Origin of the sequence: Paenibacillus doosanensis, from assembly GCF_025060755.1 — a bacterium.
Lineage (GTDB): Bacteria > Bacillota > Bacilli > Paenibacillales > NBRC-103111 > Paenibacillus_S > Paenibacillus_S doosanensis.
This window is the reverse complement of sequence record NZ_JANYUY010000005.1, coordinates 108,834-127,899: the sequence shown is the minus strand read 5'-3', so window position 1 is coordinate 127,899 and position 19,066 is coordinate 108,834. Positions and strand designations below refer to the sequence as shown.

General features: G+C 54.0%; 13 protein-coding genes. 1 reads left to right on the top strand and 12 read right to left on the bottom strand.

From position 1 onward, the window contains the following. Positions 1-9: 9 nt before the first annotated feature. Genes N0M98_RS06550 through N0M98_RS06535 form a run of 4 tightly spaced genes read right to left on the bottom strand, consistent with a single transcriptional unit; the run spans position 10 to position 4,278 of the window. Complete coding sequence (locus N0M98_RS06550; protein ID WP_249863982.1) at positions 10-456, bottom strand: MaoC family dehydratase; 447 nt, start codon at positions 454-456, stop codon at positions 10-12. Then, positions 453-1,613: a CaiB/BaiF CoA transferase family protein gene (locus N0M98_RS06545; RefSeq protein WP_259617315.1), complete on the bottom strand. Its 1,161-nt coding sequence runs from the start codon at positions 1,611-1,613 to the stop codon at positions 453-455. The genes N0M98_RS06550 and N0M98_RS06545 overlap by 4 nt, the downstream gene beginning before the upstream one ends. After that, a complete protein-coding gene (locus N0M98_RS06540) occupies positions 1,610-2,773 on the bottom strand; it encodes an ABC transporter substrate-binding protein (protein WP_259617314.1) in 1,164 nt (387 codons plus the stop codon). The genes N0M98_RS06545 and N0M98_RS06540 overlap by 4 nt, the downstream gene beginning before the upstream one ends. A 17-nt stretch (positions 2,774-2,790) precedes the next feature. Continuing rightward, positions 2,791-4,278 (bottom strand): DUF5605 domain-containing protein, encoded by a 1,488-nt coding sequence (locus N0M98_RS06535; RefSeq protein WP_375295448.1) that lies wholly within the window; start codon positions 4,276-4,278, stop codon positions 2,791-2,793. 314 nt (positions 4,279-4,592) lie between these two features. On the opposite strand from N0M98_RS06535, the gene N0M98_RS06530 reads away from it, so the two are divergent. Beyond that, positions 4,593-5,636 carry a LacI family DNA-binding transcriptional regulator gene (locus tag N0M98_RS06530; RefSeq protein ID WP_310943267.1) on the top strand — a complete coding sequence of 348 codons (1,044 nt, stop codon included), beginning with the start codon at positions 4,593-4,595 and terminating at the stop codon, positions 5,634-5,636. A gap of 154 nt (positions 5,637-5,790) precedes the next feature. On the opposite strand, the gene N0M98_RS06525 is transcribed toward N0M98_RS06530, so the two are convergent. From N0M98_RS06525 to N0M98_RS06490, 8 genes are all read right to left on the bottom strand, one after another. Beyond that, positions 5,791-6,288: a DUF1854 domain-containing protein gene (locus N0M98_RS06525; RefSeq protein ID WP_249863986.1), complete on the bottom strand. Its 498-nt coding sequence runs from the start codon at positions 6,286-6,288 to the stop codon at positions 5,791-5,793. Further along, positions 6,288-8,477 (bottom strand): ABC transporter ATP-binding protein, encoded by a 2,190-nt coding sequence (locus tag N0M98_RS06520; protein WP_249863987.1) that lies wholly within the window; start codon positions 8,475-8,477, stop codon positions 6,288-6,290. The genes N0M98_RS06525 and N0M98_RS06520 overlap by 1 nt, the downstream gene beginning before the upstream one ends. 540 nt (positions 8,478-9,017) lie before the next feature. After that, a complete protein-coding gene (locus N0M98_RS06515; RefSeq protein WP_259617312.1) occupies positions 9,018-10,373 on the bottom strand; it encodes a four-carbon acid sugar kinase family protein in 1,356 nt (451 codons plus the stop codon). A 26-nt stretch (positions 10,374-10,399) separates the two neighbouring features. Beyond that, positions 10,400-11,653, bottom strand: a complete 1,254-nt coding sequence (locus N0M98_RS06510) for a ribulose-bisphosphate carboxylase large subunit family protein (protein WP_259617311.1) — start codon at positions 11,651-11,653, stop codon at positions 10,400-10,402. Beyond that, entirely contained in the window at positions 11,650-12,327 is a 678-nt protein-coding gene (locus tag N0M98_RS06505; protein WP_259617310.1) for an aspartate/glutamate racemase family protein, read from the bottom strand. The genes N0M98_RS06510 and N0M98_RS06505 overlap by 4 nt, the downstream gene beginning before the upstream one ends. A gap of 20 nt (positions 12,328-12,347) precedes the next feature. Next, positions 12,348-14,357 carry an alpha/beta hydrolase family protein gene (locus tag N0M98_RS06500; protein ID WP_259617309.1) on the bottom strand — a complete coding sequence of 670 codons (2,010 nt, stop codon included), beginning with the start codon at positions 14,355-14,357 and terminating at the stop codon, positions 12,348-12,350. A gap of 23 nt (positions 14,358-14,380) precedes the next feature. Continuing rightward, a complete protein-coding gene (locus N0M98_RS06495) occupies positions 14,381-15,691 on the bottom strand; it encodes a Gfo/Idh/MocA family protein (RefSeq protein WP_259617308.1) in 1,311 nt (436 codons plus the stop codon). Positions 15,692-15,877: 186 nt separating this feature from the next. Then, a complete protein-coding gene (locus tag N0M98_RS06490) occupies positions 15,878-18,928 on the bottom strand; it encodes a hypothetical protein (protein WP_249863994.1) in 3,051 nt (1,016 codons plus the stop codon). Between the last annotated feature and the right edge of the window lie 138 nt (positions 18,929-19,066).

The window sequence follows — 19,066 nt, the reverse complement described above, 5'->3', positions numbered from 1 at the left end:
GTCCGCCTCCTATTCGCTCCGTTTTTTTACCATTAACAGATGGTCGCAGACGAGCACGGTTTCTCCATGCTGGTTCGTCGCTTCGCAGCGCTCGCTTACAATCCCGTAATCGGGACGTTTATGGTGATCCTTCTTCTCATGGATCGTGACGCGCACACGAATCGTATCGCCGATAAACACCGGTTTGACGAACCTGAGCCGATCGTAGCCGTAAGAAAACGCCTCGGGATTTACCTCCGTCGCGGTCATCCCGACGGCGACGCTGAAAATAAGCGTGCCGTGGGCGATCCGCTGCCCGAAATCCTGCTGCTTGCACCACTCCGCATCCATATGATGCGGGTAAAAGTCTCCGGTCTGTCCGGCATGCATAACAATGTCCGTCTCGGTGATCGTTCTGCCGAACGACTCCCGGAAGGCACCGAGCTCATATTCCTCGTAATACTGCGAACGGATCATCCCGGCATCACCTCCTCTTTAATTTGCGCGGTATGCTCGCCGATTTTCGGCGCTCCGACGGGAGAGAACAGCAATTGACCGTCGATGCGGATCGGACAGCGGGTCGTCGTCAGCTTAGCCCCGTTCCCGTTCACCGTCTGCTGGGTCATGTTCAACTCGCGGAAAGCGTCATGGGAGAGAAGCCGCTCCCAGTTCAGCACGTCCGCGCACCAATAATCCGCCGGCTCCAGCCGGGCTATCCAATAAGAAGTGGTATTCGAGTGCAAATGGCGCTTCAAGATCGTTTTGATCTCGTCGCGATGCGTGAACCAGGTGGAAGGCTCATGGAACGCGTTCAGTTCATCGCAATCGAGCAGTTGTCCAAGCTGTACGACCGAGCCCATGGCGAGCGCCAAATAACCGTCGGCCGTTTCGTAAATGCCGTAAGGAGCTCCCAAATAAGCATTCGCATTGTTCACGGCGCTCCGTTCCGGCAGCTTGCCTCCGTCGTTCATATGCGTCGTCAGCACCTCGAATTGAACATCCAGAATCGATTCCAGCAGACTGACCTCCACGTATCCTCCCTTCCCGGTGACCGACCGCCTGACAAGACAAGCGAGAATCCCCTGCACAAGGTGGGCCCCGGCGAACATATCGGCTACGGACAGTCCGAACGGCACGGGCGGCTGATCCGCGTTCCCGTTCAGCCAGGCAAGACCGGAGAGCGATTGTACCAGCAAATCTTGTCCGGGCTTGCCGCTCCACGGCCCCGTTTTGCCGTAGCCGGTAATTTCCCCGTAGACCAGCCTTGGATTCCATTCCTTAACCGCATCGTAATGCAAACCGATTCGTTCGATAACGCCGGGGCGAAAGTTTTGAATCATCACGTCCGCCTTCTCGATCAGTGCACGGATGAGCTTCAAATCCTCAGGGTCCTTCAAATTGGCCGAGACGCTCTCTTTGTTGCGGTTGATAGAATGAAACAACGTGCTGTCCCCGTCCAGCTCCAGATTGGAGACGTATAGTCTCCGGCACAAATCTCCCCCGTCGGGCCGCTCCACCTTAATGACTCTAGCTCCCAGATCGGCAAGCCGCAGCGCTGCGGACGGACCCGACAGAAATTGCGCAAAATCGAGCACCAGCAAGCCTTCCAATGGTTTATATCCGGTCGTCGTCATGCCTGCTTCTCCTTTGATATGATCAATGATTCACGGTACAGCACGTTCAACCGCTCCAGGATGCGGCCGGCATTGCCTCCGTGCATCATATATTCGCGCACGCAATCGCCCGCATGGTCCTGAAAATGCAAATAGCCGTTATAGCGCGGTCTCATATAAGCCCGGTCGAGAGCAGGCAGCGTCCCGGCAAAATAACGGCTGCTGACGCGGTTGGTTTCTTCATCCGTCCATGCTCCCCTATGTCCGGGCTGACCGCCGCTCATCGTATACAGCGTCCGCTGCACTTCGGGGGACGCTGCATACTGCGCATAGCGCACGGCTTCCTCCTTATGGGCGCAGAAGGCCGACACGGCTAGTCCCGTTCCCCCCAGCGTCGTTCGCAGCGGTCCGGTTGCGCCGAAGGAAACGACATCCCCAAAACTAAGCGTCTTGGTCGAATAGCCCTCGCGCGCATAATTGGAATATCCGTAAGCGAACGGACAGTAACCGATCTCATCGATCCGGCTCATCGCTTCGTATACGGCGATCGGGTTCATCCCGAAGATGTCGCTGCGGCAGTAAGCCGCGAGCTCGCGCAGGCTGTCCAGCGCAGCTTGCCCGATCTCCGCCGACACTACGATCTCATCGCTGCGGAACGGCTCTTCGCCGTGCGCCAGGCACAGCGTATAGAAATTCATCAGACTATCGATGGCAATCGCCGGGAAAGCGACCATGTTCTTGCGGGCGAGCCGCAATAGGCTATCCCAATCCTGCGGAACCGTCTCCCCCTCCCGTTTCAACACGTCCTCCCGCCAGGAAGCTACGGGCGCGGCAGCATCGATAGCCAAAGCCGTTTGACTTCCGTCGAACTCGTAGCTCTTATGGGATACGCCGACGGAATGGGCGGCTTGGTCTTGCAAATAGTCTCCGTTTATATATTCGTTAAGCGGAAGAAGCACCTTCGAACGGGCCGCGTATCCCGCCCAAGGATGATCGATTACAAGCAGATCGTATTGCTCGACTAGCTTCTCGATCGGCGCGTCGGCAAACTCCTGAAGCGACCGCTTCTCCCAGCGGATATCGACGTCCGGATTCAGTTCGGCAAACCGCTGCGAAGTGGCGGCCATCGGCACGAAGCCCCGCGTATGATTCCATGTAATCCCTCGAAGAACAATACTCATTACAGTCCCCCCGTACATCAAGTCAGCTTCGTTATTAAAAGACCCATATAAGGCTTGCCCGGCAGTTCCACCCGGCATGATCCTGTGAACGTTCCGTCAAGCGGAACAGATTCCATAGTCCACGTATCCAGCAGTTGAATGCTGAATTGCGCGTCATCTGGAAGATCCACCACCCGGTAAGCCGGACGGTGAATACCGAAATATTGCAAATAATATTCGCCGGCAATGCCGATGGTGGGCACATCTCTTACAGGCAGAGGCTTCAAGCCCGGCGGCGCTTGCTCCAGTACGCTGCGCAAATATTGAATGCGCGGCCCGCTGTCTCCGTACAGCCTCCCGCCTTTGGCCCACCAGATTTCATCCTCGGGATGGACGAAGGTTTCCCCATGGGAGACATACCCGCCTCGGGTAACGCCGTCCCAAAAGCGTCGTACCATCTCCTCGCCCGTCAAATTGCCCCAGCGCTGCGGAATATTGCCCTCATAGCCGCATTCGTCGATGACGACCGGCTTGCGGTACAGCTTCTGCCACTCATGCGCCAAACTCACATCCCAATGCTGGATGCTGCAATGAGTGACCCAAGGCTTGCCATGATCGTACATGACAATGCTCGCCGGATCGTACATCCGGGTTCCATTATGAATCGAACGCAAATGATCGTAAGGGTCTTCGGTCTGCACGATGCGGAATAACCGGTCCCAATCTGACGGTGCCTTCGCTTTCATAAAATCGTATTCATTGGCCAGCGACCACCACACATTGCAATAAGGAGACAAGCGGGCTATCGCATATTGCAAATATAGCTCGTCGGCATGGGGAGGCATTGCATCGAACCCCCATCGCCCTTTGTCATACGGATGAAAAAGGATCAAGTCCGCTTCGATGCCAAGCTGCTGTAATTTCACAATACGCTTCTCCAGCCGCCGAAAGAACAATGGGTTGAATCTAGTAAAATCAAATCCGTCTCGCGGGTTGCCCTCAAAGGGAAAGAGCTCGGGTTCCGTGCCGTTGAAGCTGTAATTTTTCGGAAAGACGCACATGCGGATTTTGTTAAACGGCGATTGCGACAACGTGTGCAGCGTCTCTTCCTGGAGACGGTCTTCTTGATGGGTCCAGGCGTAGCACGTTGTTCCGAACGGATAATACGCGGTGCCGTCCTCGTAGGCAAAATGATATTCATCGCGAACCCGGACAGGTCCGCGGCTCCCAGGGGCGGGCTTCGAACAGCGGAAGCTCCCCTCGATTCCCGCAAGCTCGGGAATGTTGCTGGACGTTATATAAGACCAATCCCCTAATGCATCAGGCATGCAGCGAACGCGATACATTCCGTCGCCGTCATAGAAGCCTCTCGTCCGCAGCGTCCGGTTTCCATGACGAAAAATCGCCTCCAACCGGATGTCCCTATACGGATTTCCCGCCGCCGGGCCTTTCAGCGCCAAATCAAAAATCCCCCAGCAAGGCACGCTCGAACCGGACTCCCTCGCCCCCCTGTTAATCAAGTTCATCACTCCCCTTGACGAATTGTTGCGGCATGTAAACAAACTAAATCTCTACTGGAAATTTAGTTCACAGCGTAAAAAAGTAATCGTTTTCGTCGATTCCCACCCATATTATACCTGACCTACCAGTTTGTCAATTAGGCATTTCCACCCGATAACACGTGAATTCGATCCATTTTCCGGTTCAACTAAACCGTTTTAGTTCGTTTACTTTATTTGTTGTTTATACATTGGCAATTTAGTATAATGTTTAGTGACATTCTTCCATAAAAATACGGCAAATTACAAGGTATAACCAAAGGAGTGCATGTTGATTGAAAATGGACGATATCGCCAGATTAGCTAACGTATCCAAGTCAGCCGTATCTTTGGCGTTGAACGGCAAGCCGGGAATCAGCATGGAGACCCGGATGAAAATAATCAATATTGCCAAGGAAAGCGGGTATACCCCGCGCGCACAGACGCGAACAGAAAAAACAAGTGGCTCTTCAAACATACTTCGCTTTGTGGCATGCACCCATTCCGGAATCGTGCTGGAACATTATGCCCAGCAGCCTTTTTTCATGGAGCTTATTCATTGCTTTGAGGAGCAGTGCCGCTCCAACGGATATTCCCTGTTCTTTTCTTCCGTGCCTTCAGACCAGTTGGAACAGCAGATCGGCCAGTTGGAAACGGAGAACGAATCCAGCGGCATCATTCTTCTCGGAACGAACCTGTCCAAGGAACAAATCAGACTGATCAGCGGCAAGCAGCCGAATCTGGTAGTGCTGGACACTTGTTATGAAACGGAACAGGCCAATTTTGTCGTAATGAACAATAGGATGGGGGCCTATCAAGGAGCTAAGCATCTGTTAGACTCAGGCCATCGTCGGATCGGCTATGTGCAATCCCAGTATCGAATGTACAACTTTGATATGCGAAGACAAGGCTTCCTCGCTTGCCTGGAAGAGCACGGAGTTGCGTTTGACGAACGCGATGCGTTCACCGCTTCCCCCACCGTTGTAGCCGCCTACCCGGACTTGGTCGAGCTATTCCGCCGGCGCAGCGGCGATCTCCCTACCGCCCTGTTCTGCGAATGCGATTATATCGCCATTAGCGTGATTAAATCGCTGACCGAAGCAGGTCTTCGCGTACCCGACGACGTGTCGGTCGTCGGCTTCGATAATATTCATGAAGCGGTCGTTATATCGCCCGAGCTGACAACGATTCACGTTGAGAAAGAAACGATTGCGGAATTGGCCGTACGCAAACTGATGGGCATGATCGAACATAACGATCAGGTCACGGTAAAAACGATGGTGGACACGCACCTGGTCATCCGCAAATCATCCCGTCCGCTTCTTGAGCAAGTCAGCCAGATGTAAAGCGGGACTGGCTGTGCGGTCAAAGCCGCATGTATGCGGTAAATTCGAACGAAGACGCCTGAGAGCGGCAAAAGACCCCTGTCCTATGATGAACGGCGCGTTCCTTGCGAACCCGTTCCATCAGTTGCCCAGGGGTCTTCCCTATTTCATACGGCTATAAAATTTTGTTCCACTGCTTGCGGCTGTGCGAATCCAGAGCCTCTACCGACTCAATCTCACAGCGGCGCCCCTCGATATCCGTAATAAGATAACGCCCGGAAGCGGGCGACTGCAGATGCTCGTGCAGGTTGCGCAGCGCGAGCGTCATAGCGCCGAGCGTCGTCTCCACCTTCCATATCCATAGAGCGGGTTTTTGCGCGATGCTCTCAATGTGGGTGACCCGCGGGATCAAATATCGAAGATTCAGCTCCCGTACGGCTTCCTCCCGGCTTCCCGCCTCCAGCTCCTCAAGCTCTCGGATCAATCCGATTTCTTCCTCCTTCGGCGTGCGTACGGATATGTACTCCATCGGCCGGGAAAAGGGATAGGAGCGATACAGCAGCACCTCCGGGTACTCCACCCCGTCGATAACCGCTTGCAGAACGCCCCCTTCGCTTCGCCCGAACCATACGCTGCCGGCATTCAGCATAACGATTTCATATGGATCGCGCATCAGCTTTGCACCCCCTTAATTTTGGACAGCTCCCGCTGCGCTTCAACCAATTTATAATAAACTCCCTGTTTATCGAGCAGCTCTTCATGCGTTCCTACCTCGACGATCTCTCCTTTGTCCAGCACGACCAGCCGGTCGGCATTACGCAGCGTAGACAGCCTGTGGGCGATCGCGAATGTCGTTCTCCCCTTCACAAGACGAGAGATTGCTTCTTGAATCTGCCTTTCGGTCTCCGTATCTACCGAAGCGGTCGCTTCGTCAAGGATCAGTATGCGCGGATCGTGCACGATCGCCCGGGCGATTGCAATACGCTGTTTCTCGCCGCCCGACAGCCGGTGTCCGCGCTCTCCCACCTTTGTATCGTAGCCGTCCGGCAGCCGCACGATAAAATCGTGGGCATTGGCGATCTTCGCCGCCCTCATGATCTCCTCCGGCGTCGCATCCGGCTTGGAATAGGCGATATTTTCCGTAATCGTTCCGTCGAATAAGAAGGTTTCCTGCAGCACGACGCCGATTTTTTTGCGCAGGTCCTCCTGCTTAATCTTCTTTAGAGGGACCCCGTCGATGGCGATCTGACCTTGGGTCGGGTCGTAGAAGCGGCAGATCATATTGATCAGCGTCGATTTGCCTGCGCCCGAATGACCTACGAGACCGATCATTTCACCCGCGGCTACCGTCAAGTTAATATTTTTCAGCACGGGATGATGAGCTTCATAACCGTAGGATACCTGGTTCAGCACGACCCTGCCTTCCACCCAATCCAGCGGAACCGGCTCGATATCGTCAGACACGTCCGAAGGAGTATCCATGATCTCGAATACGCGATCGGCGGAAGCCATCGCCCGGCTGGTCCAGTTCAGCGCCTGGCTGAACCATTGGAGCGGACCGAACAGCATCCCGAGGTAAGCGGTGAACGCCATTAACGTACCGAGCGATATTTGGTCGCGCAGCACCATCCAGCCCCCGAAATACCATACCAGAATGGCGCCTGAGGTAGAAATAAGGGCAAACAGCGGGAATACGCCCTGCCACATGCCGTCGGCCCGAATATTTTGCTCCACAAGCTCCAAGTTCGCCTCGCCGTAACGCTTCATCTCCGTTGGTTCCTGTCCGAACGCCTTAACGACGCGAATGCCTTGCAGCGCATCGCCGACCAGCATATTGAGCCGGTTGATCGCTCTCCAATGACGGTGCCAGCGGGAGCGAATCGTCGGCCAAATGATCATCGAGGTAATCACGATCAGCGGCGTAGGGATAATCGCGTAAATCGCCAGCTTCCAGTCGAGACTGACCATCATCGCAATAATCGCCGCCAGCATCAGCACCTGCCCGGAAATCCACATGACCCCGTCGGTCAAAAACTGTCTCATCGCTTCGGCATCGCTGTTGACCCTGCCGATAAATTGCGACGTTTGCCGCCGGTCGAAAAAGCCGAGCGATAGCCGCATCAGCGAAGAATAAATATCTTTGCGGATATCCCCCATCAGCTTGCCGCCCACCCAGACGCCGACATAGCCGCGCAGCGTCTGCATGACGGACAGCATGATTCTCGTCCCGGCAAGACCAAGCACAAACCAGAGCAGGGCTAATCCGACGGTCTTCGGCTGCAAAACGTCATCCACAATCACCTTGGTGAGAAAAGGCGGCACCAGCTCCATCAAGGTTGCGGCAATCAGCATCAGCGCGGCCGTCGTCATCTGCGCGCGGTAAGGCTTGGCATAGCTCAGCAGCCGGACGGCCACCTTGCCTTTGTCCGTACAAACCGAGCATACGGAAGTGCCTTCCAGCAGCGGCGTGCCGCACTGCTTACATCGGCGGGGCAAATCCTTGACCGACGCCGCAGGAAGCGGCTGATTTTCAGAAAGCGCTTTAATAAGTCTGGCGGCAAAGCCGAATTTTCCGGCATGACCGGAGGTATACCGGACGAGCGCAACCGGGCCCTTCGGCGTGTCCGCGGTCAATGTGCCGCCGCCGATCGCATTGACGATGCGGCAATCGGCGACCTGAGCCGCCAGCAGCTGCGCGAGCCGTTCCCCAGTGCGGCTGCAAACCATCACCTCGTCCTCGGTCACGATCAGCCACCGTTCCCCCTGCCCGCCGTGCTCATCCACATCCGCCATAGCGGCGAATAAAGCCGGAGCGGCCAGCTGGGATTCTACGGCAAGCGGGAGCTTTTCCAAAATCGACATGAACTGTTCTCTCCTTTTTCTAAAGGCATCTTCTTCTTACCGATTCGGACGTCTTTGCAAGCTTGTCATCGAGTATATGTACGAACATCATTGGACGTTCGGCCTTACCTAGCTTATGCCTTATGGAAATATAATCCAAGGGCGAGAAAAGTTTAAAATAAACTTTACTATAACTACCTTAGAAGGGTAGTGAAAAATTCCGCTGCGCTGTCCATTTGATCCTCCAATCGCAGTTGAAATCGGATTCTTTGGATTGTTTTTTCATTTTTCTATGGAGAGAATCCGTTTTCAAAGGCGAACGCTTCGCTTCTACAGATTGCTCTCGCTTAGCGAAGTATGCTTTTTCACCACTCTTCTAAAAATGGAAACATATGTTCCCTTTTGATCATTTTAACAAATGACACCGAGGTTGTAAACCATTATTTTCCTTTATATTTTATTTATCCCAAAAAGCCTTTCCGGCCAGAACGCGCGTCACCTGCCCGCAATTCCATCCTAGCCTGAAAGGCTTCTCTTGATCTTATTCGCATCGAACCCGCGTTATCCCCCTGTGCGTACCCGTTCGAAGAAATCCGGCGGGCCGACCTGTCCTCCCTTCAACACCACTTCCAGACCGTCCAGCCTTTCGTCCTCCGAATACGCCCGGCATAACGGTCCGCCCGGAACGACCGGCGCGATCATCTCCAGCGCGTATAAATTCAATTGAGAAGCGGCAAAGCCCGAAGTATCGCCTCCGGCCAGCACCAGCCTTCTCACTTTGGTGCGCAAGATCAGCTCCCTCGCCAATGCGCCGAGACGCCTGCCGATCAACTCTCCGCTCGCCGCCGTGCTTCGCCCACGCTCTCTAAGCATCGCCTGTGTACGCTCAATGGCATCGTCTTCCGGCCCGAGCGCGGTATACAAGATGACGCTGTGGCCGACACCGAGCAATCTGCTTGCCTGTTCCAGGAAGGGAGCCAGCGCCTCGGACGCCTCATCGTCTTCCGCCATGCAGAGCTCCGCCGGAACCTTTATGCCCGTGAAGCCATGCGCCAGCGCCCACTCAATCTGCGCCTGCGTAACGGGCGAGCAGCTGCCGGAGATGACGAGCAGCCGGTCCACAGCGTCCGCAGGCGCCATAAGATACTCGGAAGGCAGCTCGCCGGTACTCTGCCAGTGAGCAACGAGCGCATACTCCACGCCCGAGGAGCCGGCGGCAAACAGCGGCGTCTTCCCGCTTTCCCGCGTCAGCAGCGCACCGATGCTGCGCAGATGCCGTTCGTTCAGCACGTCGAACAAAACAATATCCGGCTGCTTCGCCAGCAGCTTGCGGTAGGCCTCCTCCAGCAGCTCTCCCTCTTGCTCCAGACTAATGATATCCATGAGCTCAATGGTCAGCTCCGTCTGCCTAGCCAAGTGCAGCCTCAGATCCGCCTCGTTCATCGGAGTAATCGGATGCTTTCGCAAATTGGGATGCCGGTCCAGCCGTACGGCATGATCTCCGACGGCGGCAAAATGATTGCCGAAGACGGTATAGCGCCCGAGCACAGGAGAACCCGCTATGACAGGGATATAGGGTCTATCCGGAAAATGCTTCTGCGCAAGCTCGATCACTTTGCCGATACTGCCGGTCTCAGGAGAGGAATCGAAGGTAGAGCATACTTTATAATGGGTGATGGGAGCGCCGAATACCCGCAACGCTTTAAACACCTCGGGCAAAGCGCGCTCCATTTCATCCGGCCGCATCGTACGGCTGACTCCGGCGACCCCGAAGCCGTCGTAGCCGGCGAATTTGGCGTCCCACAGCGCCTTGTCCGGCACTTCCATGAATAAGATGACGCGCAGCCCTCCCCTCGTCAACGCTTCCAACACATCCGTCGATCCCGTAAAATCGTCTCCGTAATAACAAATCCGCATTGGACTCTCACCTTCCCGCTTCGGGTTTACCCCAGCAAATCGAGCGCCTGCCGCAGCTCCGGACGACCGGCGGCATATTCCTCCAGCGGTACGCCCGCGAGCGCCGCTTCCCAGCCCTGCACGAAGCTGCGGAAGCCGGCACCGAAGCCTCCGGGATGACCGTGAATGCCGCCTCCGGCGATGTTCATTACATCGACCGTCTGCAGCTCACGGTATGTTTGCGGAGCCGATCCGGCCCATTGCTTCGAGGAAAGCACCGGAAGTACTCTGTCCGACTCGTCGCGAATCGGTGTCAGGCAACCGCGGACTCCGTCAATGACCGAAGCATTATCTTCATAAAATTTATTGTTCAGCCCATTCACATGCAAATGATCGACCCCGCTCAGACGGCACAGCTTCTGGTAGGCGGCGAACGACATGCCGAGATAAGGATATCTCGACATCATTCCCCATTGATTGCGGTGACCGTGTATACAGACCTGCGCATGTTTGCGCAGATGCGCCACGCCGGCCAAGCCGATGCTGTTAATGCTTACCATCACGCAATTGCCGCCATGACGCTGCACCGTTTCCAGATGGCGCAGCATCGGCTCGATATCGTCCGTAATGTTGAAGGCGTACATCGTCTTTTTACCGGTCCGGTCAGCCGCTCTCTCGATTTCTTCCATTGCTGCCTTAACTCGCTCAGCAAGAGGGGCATAAGGAGGGTTTCCGTGTACCTCGTCGTCTTTGATAAAATCGATTCCGGCCGAGGCCAATTCGCGGACGATCAGACGCAGCTGCTCGGTAGGCAGGCCGACATTCGGCTTAATGATCGTTCCGATAATCGGCCTGCCGTAGACGCCGGTCATTTCTCTTGTCCCGCCGATCCCGTAGCGCGGCCCTTCATACCGCTCGCTGAAAGCTTCCGGAAGTTCGAGATCGATTAGCCGTATGCCGGATAGTTCTTCCAGCTCGAACAAGTTCCCTGCCACTGTAGCCAACACGTTAGGAATGGAGGGGCCGATATTTTCATAAGGAAAGGCGATTTGGACGATGCCCCTCTTATATTCTCCTTTGCTTCCCGAAGGAATCTTGGCTCCCGGAAGAGACGGAAACGGCGAGCTCTCCAGCGGCTGAATGGACAAAATACGCGCCCGGTGCCGTTCCTTCAAGCTTTCCGTCTCACCCGCAATCGGCATGAAAGTCCCTGTGGACTGCTCGCTGACGATAATCTCCGCAGCCTGCTCCAATGAGAAGGCCGTTTCCAGCAAATAAGTAGCGACAATCGGGCTGCTCATCGCGCGTTCACCTTGCCCATCCGCTCCAGCTGTTCCCTGACGGCGATAATGCCGAGGCGAGGACTGGAATACACGGGGAGCCCGGTCGCCTGCCGCAATGCTTCTTCCATCCGGATCATGGAGCCTTGCGCCAATACGAGCACATCCGCTTGCTCCGCCGCTTTCTTGGCGGCCTCCAAAATGAGGCGGTCATGCTCCTCCGGCTGCCCCGACGTTAACGCCTGATACGCTCCCTCTGCCAGAGCATCGGCAATATTTACACTGCGGCCCTTCAATTCCGCTTCCTTTTGCAGCAGCCTGCGAGTCGGCTCCAACGTAGTGGGCAGCGTAGCCAGCACTCCGATTCGATCGAAGCCCTGCACAGCTTGCTGCGCCATCGCTTCGTCAATTTTCACAATAGGCACACCGATCATCGGCTTCGCCCAATCGGCCACTTCGCCGACGGACGAGCAGGTATTGAAAATGACGTCGGCTCCGAGCTCCTCGGCATGCCTGTAATATTGGAACAGCCTGCGGGTTACTCCCGGCGTTACCCGTCCTTCCCGAATGACTTCGGCGATGAGGCTATCGTCCAGCAGCGTCACCAGACGGCAGCCGGGAAGCTCTTCGCGAAACAACGGCTGAATTCTTTCTGCCAATCCTTGCCCTGTATAAATTGCGGCTATCGTTGTCATAGTTACCTTCCTCCTCTTGTTTAGCTTGCCGAATGGCTGTTCGCGCCGAGCCGATCGACCGGACTTCCAGTTCCCTCCAGCCGCCCGTCGCGGTCGAGCCATTGCCGGGCATCCGGCAAATCCAAATAACGAAGCATTCCCGGCATAATGAAGCTGAGCGAATCCGTTTCGTCATAGAACGGTTCCCTGATCCAATCGGCTATGCTGTTCATGCATTCGTCCATTCGAACCGATGCTGCTCGTGGGTCCAGCAAAGCCGCCAGCGCTGCATACATGCCGTATTTCCCATGACCGTACAGTCGGATGTCGCTCGGGTCAATATTTTTGAGAGAGAACGCCAACTGAACGGCTCGCAGAACATCATAGGTGCGCACGGCGGCCATGCTGTCGCCGAGCCACATCATTTCATCGGTATGCCGGTCGATAATGCCAAACCGTTTGAACGGCCGATCCGTCGGCGAGTTGAGGTGCGGGAGCAGCGGGCCGATTCCGGTCGGATTCAGAACGAACGCAATTCGGCCAGCCGCACATGTCTCTTCAATCCATTGGGCATGGGCCTCCAGCTGACTGGACCCGCCGTCCCACACGGCAATCGTCACCGGCAGCTTCTGACCGTGAAGCCTGGAATCATAAAACTGCAGCGCATGATTAAGCAGCCCAGGCTGACTCCACCAGATGGAGCGGAGCACCCATAGCTGTCCCACTTCGCCTCCCCCCGAGGGACGGGGATTCAAATCGCACAACTGCCTGTTATAGAACACCGTCCGTTTCAGCCAAGCCATAGCCCGACTTTTCCGTTCTTCCTCGCCAAGCGCTGCCCGCTTTCCTTCAAATAAAGCTAATCTATCCACATTTTCCGCAAAGACGCTTTTCGCTCCTGCAAGCTCTCCGATGACCTGACCGCTCTTTGTGCACAGAAGCTGTTCACTCGGTATCAGCTCAATTTGCTCCTCGGCCGGAGTTACGGCACTGCCATTCAAATAGTTGGAGAAAAAGGCTGCCGCCGCCTTAGCCAGAGGCACCGTGAACCGGTGCACATTCTCATCCTCGAATAGCTGCAGATCTTCGCCTCGGCCGAACATATCCCAAAAGCGGCGGTTGACCCCGACCGTATGACGAGGCGCTTCGATAGGCACCGAATCGTAGGTAGTGGCAAGAATCATTACGGGACGGGGAGCCATCGCCAGCACAATATCTTCGTGATCGAAGCCGTAAGCGGAGAAACCCGGCCACTTCTGCTCCGCATCCTGCGCCTTGCCCGTCAGCAAAAAGTAAGGACGGTTCATAATAAAACCGCCCGGCGCTGCGGCTGCAATACGCGTATCGTACATCATAAGCAGCGAGGTTTGGGTGCCGCCCCCGGAATGGCCTGTAACCCCGATCCGCTGCGGGTCAACCTCGGGGCGAGCACTCAAATAATCGACGGCGCGCATGGCGTCGTGCAGCATATAACGGGCCAGACTGTCGCCGAGCGGCATACACTGGCGGCCGACATTTTCATGCTCCGTCACGCTGGTCATCGGAGCCTGGTCCGTCTGCGGATCATAGTACCCGAACCGTTCTCCCTGTCCCACCGGGTCCAGAGCCATCACGACGAGTCCGGCGTGGACCAGATAATAGCATACCGTCTGATATTCGTCGCAATGCTTCGCCTGTTCCCTATGTCCGCACAGCAGCAGCACGGCCCCTCTTCGTTCCGTAATCCCATCGGGTATATATACATTCGCAGTTGCGTACACTTCCGGTCTCGGTTCAAAAATCACTTTGTCCACGCGGAATCCGTTGCCTTCCACCGTGCCTGTCACCTTGGCATTCAACGGCGTATCGGAGGCGGGCATGCCTCCGATACATCTCTCCAGCCCTTCGCGGATCTGCTGCTGTCTCTGCTGCAGCGCCTGACGGTCTTTGATCGCAAGCCGCGCTTCCTCTCCCCGCTTGGCTGCGCGCATAGCCGCCTCGTATACCCAACGCGGCAGCTGGCTTTTCACATCGAAGTGAGCGATGCCCACATTTTCAAATTTATCGTACACTATCGTAATCTCTCCTTCTTCCGTTAATGAGTTCCGGTCGCCCCGGTCATCGTCTTCCCGGCCAGCAGCTCCGTTATACGAACGGGCTGCCCGGTTTGAGCCGACTTCCATATCGCTTCGCCGGTCAACACCGAGTACGCCCCCGCCTCCGCTCCCGCCATAATCGGATACGTTCTTAGCGGATCGGCGCCAAGGAACAAATCCTCCAGGAGCAGCGGATCTCCTCCTCCATGGCCTCCGGGACGCGGGACGACATGAATCGTCTCCTTGCCTCCGAACAGAGGGTAATAATCGATCGTCTGCTCCGGCACCGGATAACCGGCGCGCTTGGAGAGAACTTCCTGCGTTTCAATGCGGCCTTTGGTGCCGTTAATAGCCAATCGGTAGCCTTCATACGGCAGGGAGAAATTAACCGAATAACTCAGCATCGCTCCTTTATCGTATTTGACTACCGCAGTATAGGTATCTTCAATGTCGATCTCGGAATCGAAAATGCAGCCGTCCGCCCGGTAGCCGGTATAAGCTCCCGGTTTCACATCCAGCTGCGTCAGATGATCGTCCTCCGGAACCACTTCCTTGCTGCGGGTAGACCAGCGCATAAAATATTGACAGCGCTGCTTCACTTGACAGGTGCCGCAATATCTGCCGTCTTCCCTGGCCGGATTCAGCTCGCCTTCCGGTCCGAAATAATGAAGGGCGCCGTACGCAAACGCCTCCAGCGGCTTTTGATCGATCCACCAGTTGACAAGGTCGATATGATGCGTGCTTTTATGTATGGACAAGCCTCCGGAATTTTGTCTTTTGCGATTCCACCGTTTGAAATAGCTCGCCCCGTGATACGTATCCAAATACCAGTTCAGATCGACGGAGGTTACCTTCCCCACTTTCCCCTCAAGCACCAGCTCTTTTATTCTCGTATGGATCGGAGCATAGCGATAGTTAAAGGCGACGTAGAGCGTTCCTCTACTGCCGTTTTGCGCCTCCAACACCCTACGACAGTCACTGCTGGTCGTAACCATCGGCTTCTCCGAAATAACGTCCAAGTGATGCTCCAGACCCTTGACGATATACTCGGCATGGGTGTGATCAGCTCCGGCTACGATGACGACATCCGGCTTCGTCTCCTCAATCATTCGCTCGAATTGCTCCGGAGCGTAGACGGGCAGTCCGTTCAATGCGGGAAACTTGCGGAAGCAATTGGCGAACCTGCCCGGATCGGCGTCGAGCAGCCCGACAATTTCGCAGTAGGGCTGGAACGTCTCCAGCATGGAACGGATGAACATTCCGTTCGCTCTCGTGCTTACCCCGCATATGACATATCTTTTTCTCGCCACAATGCATTCCCTCCATTCTACTGTAAGTATACAAAGCTACTCGATGCAAAGAATTAGTAAATCCGATCTTGATTATAGGCGGATTGCGCTCAGCCTTATTTGGACCAAAAAAATTGCCTCCGCCTTATGAAGGCAGAGGCCAGGTCTATTTAAAAGGAGGAGAAAACCGGAAGAAGAAACGCTGGATTATTTCAAAGTAACGACCACATTCTTTTCCTTTTGGTCGGGCCCTACGGCCTTGATTGTGAAGCCTTGCAAATTCACTTTGTCCATAGAATATTGGCCGCTCTTCGGCTTAAAGACAAGCTTGTAATCATCGGTCATGTACAAGGTATCCTTGTCCTCTTCCTTCGTGCCCGCTTTATAAGTCACGTCAGCAAGCGTGATACTGACGCCGAATAAGTCTAAAAATGGTGTCGCCATCTCCGAATTTTTATTCTGGGATTTATCTGCTGTATTTGTAAATGTATTATTAAGGTCATCTTTTACTTGCAGGTTACTAAACTTAGTATCCCAAATATAATAATCGTTGATATCCGAAGGCGATATTGTTTTTGCCCCGCTATATTTGAGTTCGCTAAATTTCAAATCAGAAGCAAACACGGTTAAATTCATCTGGACTGTCTTGGTACCGTTAGGAGTAGTGAATCCGATAAGCGCGGTCGTGCTGCCCGGATTCAGTGCAACAATTTTCTTAGGGTCGCTCGGATTATCCACGGAGACAATATTCGGAGTGGAAAAAACCACACTCGTTATTTTTGGAGTCGGAATCGAAATATCAAATCCATCCTTATCCTTTGCTACTATATTTTTAAAATCTTTCACTAAATTGCTCTTGTTAGCTAAAATGTATTTGGCATCGCTTTCGATGGCTATCTTTTTTTCCTTATTCGATCTCTGAATGATACCTTGATCGATTAAGAATTTACCGACTGCAAAATAACTTGAATCCATCTCCGCGTAGTAATTAAGCTCCCTGTCCTTGCTGTTGAGCTCGGCCCAGGTAAAGCTCTGCGTCCTCGCCGTCATCGAGCTTATTTCAGCGGCAATCGGCCACTTCGTCGGATCGGTTTCCTTAGAATCCTGCTTCGCTTTGACCAATCTTGCCGTTAAGGAGTAGCTTCCCAGTTTTTTGGTTGCTGGCGTCACTTCGACTCCTTTGCCGGCCGCATCCTTCGCTAACTGCCTTATAACCGGATTTGCATCGTTGATTGCCTGCTTGCCGCCACCGGTCGCTTTACCGGTATATGCACCTTCATCGCCGCCGATCCGTTTAAGCTCGTATTCCATCTGATATTCGTTGCTTGTTGGAGTAAATACCTCGTCGTATTGATCTTTAATATTAAATTTAAAAGTAAAACCTTTATTGGCTTCAGGAATCAGCCTATACACATGCGTTTGATCAAAATCGAGCCTCTCCAGCGTGACAGGTACTCGTTCGTCTTTCACATCCAAATCGCGGACGGTTTTTTGACCGCTGTCCCTCAAGGAGGCCTCAATCGAAGCTTTACCTGAACCTGTAGCTTCCAATATCGCTATATTGCCCCCACTGTTAACGGCTCCACCATCGCTGGAGGAAGGGAGCTTAATGCCTCCCGTGCTTCTTACCTGAAGCTCTCCGGACTTATATAAGTCCAGCTTTTCTTGCGTGCTGAATACGTATCCTTCGGCATCGCGCACAATTAATTCAAGCGATAGGTTCTTATCCCCCTCCGCAATGACGCCGGACGGCTCCTTCACTTCCACGCTCGCTGGAACCTTCGGCGTCACCACACTAATTCGCAAACTCGCGTCTTCCCCCGACCCCATGGACATCAGATGAAGAACAGATGACGTATCGTGCTTGAAATCGGAGTAGGTTTCCAGTACGAGCTCGGGATACCCGTCGTTATCGTAATCCTCAAACGTGTTGTCCTTCATATTAGAGAACAAAGATTCTCCCTCGACACGCTTGTAAATGCCGGTTTCCAAATCCTCCAGATTGTCCATCCGGTAGCCGTATTGATCGTACGCCGTGAACGATAAGTAGGCTTTATTGCCCGGCTGCAAATATTGTTTGCTGCCGTGAATGGCAAGCTTGCCTAGTTTAATTTTCGATACGATTGCAAAATCTCCGATAACGAACGACTTATTCACCCGCAAATCATTCGTTCTGTCATAGATCGATACCATAATGCTGCTGCCGCGTTTTTCTTCCGATAAATCCAGCTTGAACGCCTGCTCGCGGGGAACGTTGCTAACCGATATTCTCGAGGCATACACATCGAACATACCGGCGGCCGCTTCGGTTTGCTCTCCATACTGGTTCAGCTGCCTAAAGTCGACGATAACTTTGGAACGAGGCAGCTGGTCCGACGAGTTTACGAACTCCAGCTTTTCCGCACGTTCATCCTCCGCAGTAAATTCGGCCGTTTTCGTTTCTACGCTGTCATCGTCGAGTCCGGACAATTCAACCGTGTAGCTTCCTTTCCGCAGCTTGGATTCCAATGTGATCGTAGCGGATTTTTTATCTTCCGACCAAGCTAATGTTCCAGGCCACTCGACTCCGTCCTTTTTCACGGTTAATACCGCTCTTGACGATTTGGTCGAATCAACGGCTTTGTCGAAGGCCACCGTTACTTTTCTCGCACCGGTCGGCTTCGCTTCAGTAACGGAAATTTTACCCTCTTCGATCATAGTGAGCTCTTCGTAAACCCGCTTCGCTTCATAAGCCGACTCCACGAGCATTCTTCGCGTCACCATCCGGTCGCCGTAGAAATGTCCGTCATCCTGATTTTGCATAATGTTCAATTGCAGCGCCATCGTAACGAACCGCGCTAACGTATTGGAAACCTTGTCCAAATTGGAAGGGCTTGCGTCCGTAATCGGCGTCACTTTCCTTGCTTCATCCGCTTTGCCGATACCGTAAATCAAATATTTGGCGAAATCCTGCCGGGAAATGTTGCTGTCTCCGTCGACCACCATACCGTCGCTCGTAATCAAGCCCAGCTTTTCAAATTCGGTCCGGAATTTATTTGTAAGCGCTTCATCATCCTCGCTGGCAAAAATCGTCTCGCTTACTCTTACGAACTCGCTGCGAGTAATCATTTGATCGATGCCGAAATCGTCTTCAGCTTCCGCTTGCAGCACACCCTTGGCCAGGAAGAAGTTGAACCTGTTCTTCAACTCATCGGGCAGCGCTTTCAAATCGTTGTATTGATCCGCCAAATTTTCCGTCCCGATCGCAGTAGCTGTCACGTCCTGAGCTCCAGCTTCGGCCTCTCTCTCAACTGCTGGGGCAGCCTCAGCGTCGGTTTCACTATTTACAGTCTCTACCTCAGCATTTGCCGCCGCATTCGTATCGGCATAAACGACCACCGACATCATGGACATGGA

Excerpts from the sequence above, each read along its gene's own strand:
- N0M98_RS06550 (WP_249863982.1), bottom strand. The coding sequence starts at position 456 with ATGATCCGTTCGCAGTATTACGAGGAATATGAGCTCGGTGCCTTCCGG.
- N0M98_RS06545 (WP_259617315.1), bottom strand. The coding sequence starts at position 1,613 with ATGACGACGACCGGATATAAACCATTGGAAGGCTTGCTGGTGCTCGAT.
- N0M98_RS06540 (WP_259617314.1), bottom strand. The coding sequence starts at position 2,773 with ATGAGTATTGTTCTTCGAGGGATTACATGGAATCATACGCGGGGCTTC.
- N0M98_RS06535 (WP_375295448.1), bottom strand. The coding sequence starts at position 4,278 with ATGAACTTGATTAACAGGGGGGCGAGGGAGTCCGGTTCGAGCGTGCCT.
- N0M98_RS06530 (WP_310943267.1), top strand. The coding sequence starts at position 4,593 with ATGGACGATATCGCCAGATTAGCTAACGTATCCAAGTCAGCCGTATCT.
- N0M98_RS06525 (WP_249863986.1), bottom strand. The coding sequence starts at position 6,288 with ATGCGCGATCCATATGAAATCGTTATGCTGAATGCCGGCAGCGTATGG.
- N0M98_RS06520 (WP_249863987.1), bottom strand. The coding sequence starts at position 8,477 with ATGTCGATTTTGGAAAAGCTCCCGCTTGCCGTAGAATCCCAGCTGGCC.
- N0M98_RS06515 (WP_259617312.1), bottom strand. The coding sequence starts at position 10,373 with ATGCGGATTTGTTATTACGGAGACGATTTTACGGGATCGACGGATGTG.
- N0M98_RS06510 (WP_259617311.1), bottom strand. The coding sequence starts at position 11,653 with ATGAGCAGCCCGATTGTCGCTACTTATTTGCTGGAAACGGCCTTCTCA.
- N0M98_RS06505 (WP_259617310.1), bottom strand. The coding sequence starts at position 12,327 with ATGACAACGATAGCCGCAATTTATACAGGGCAAGGATTGGCAGAAAGA.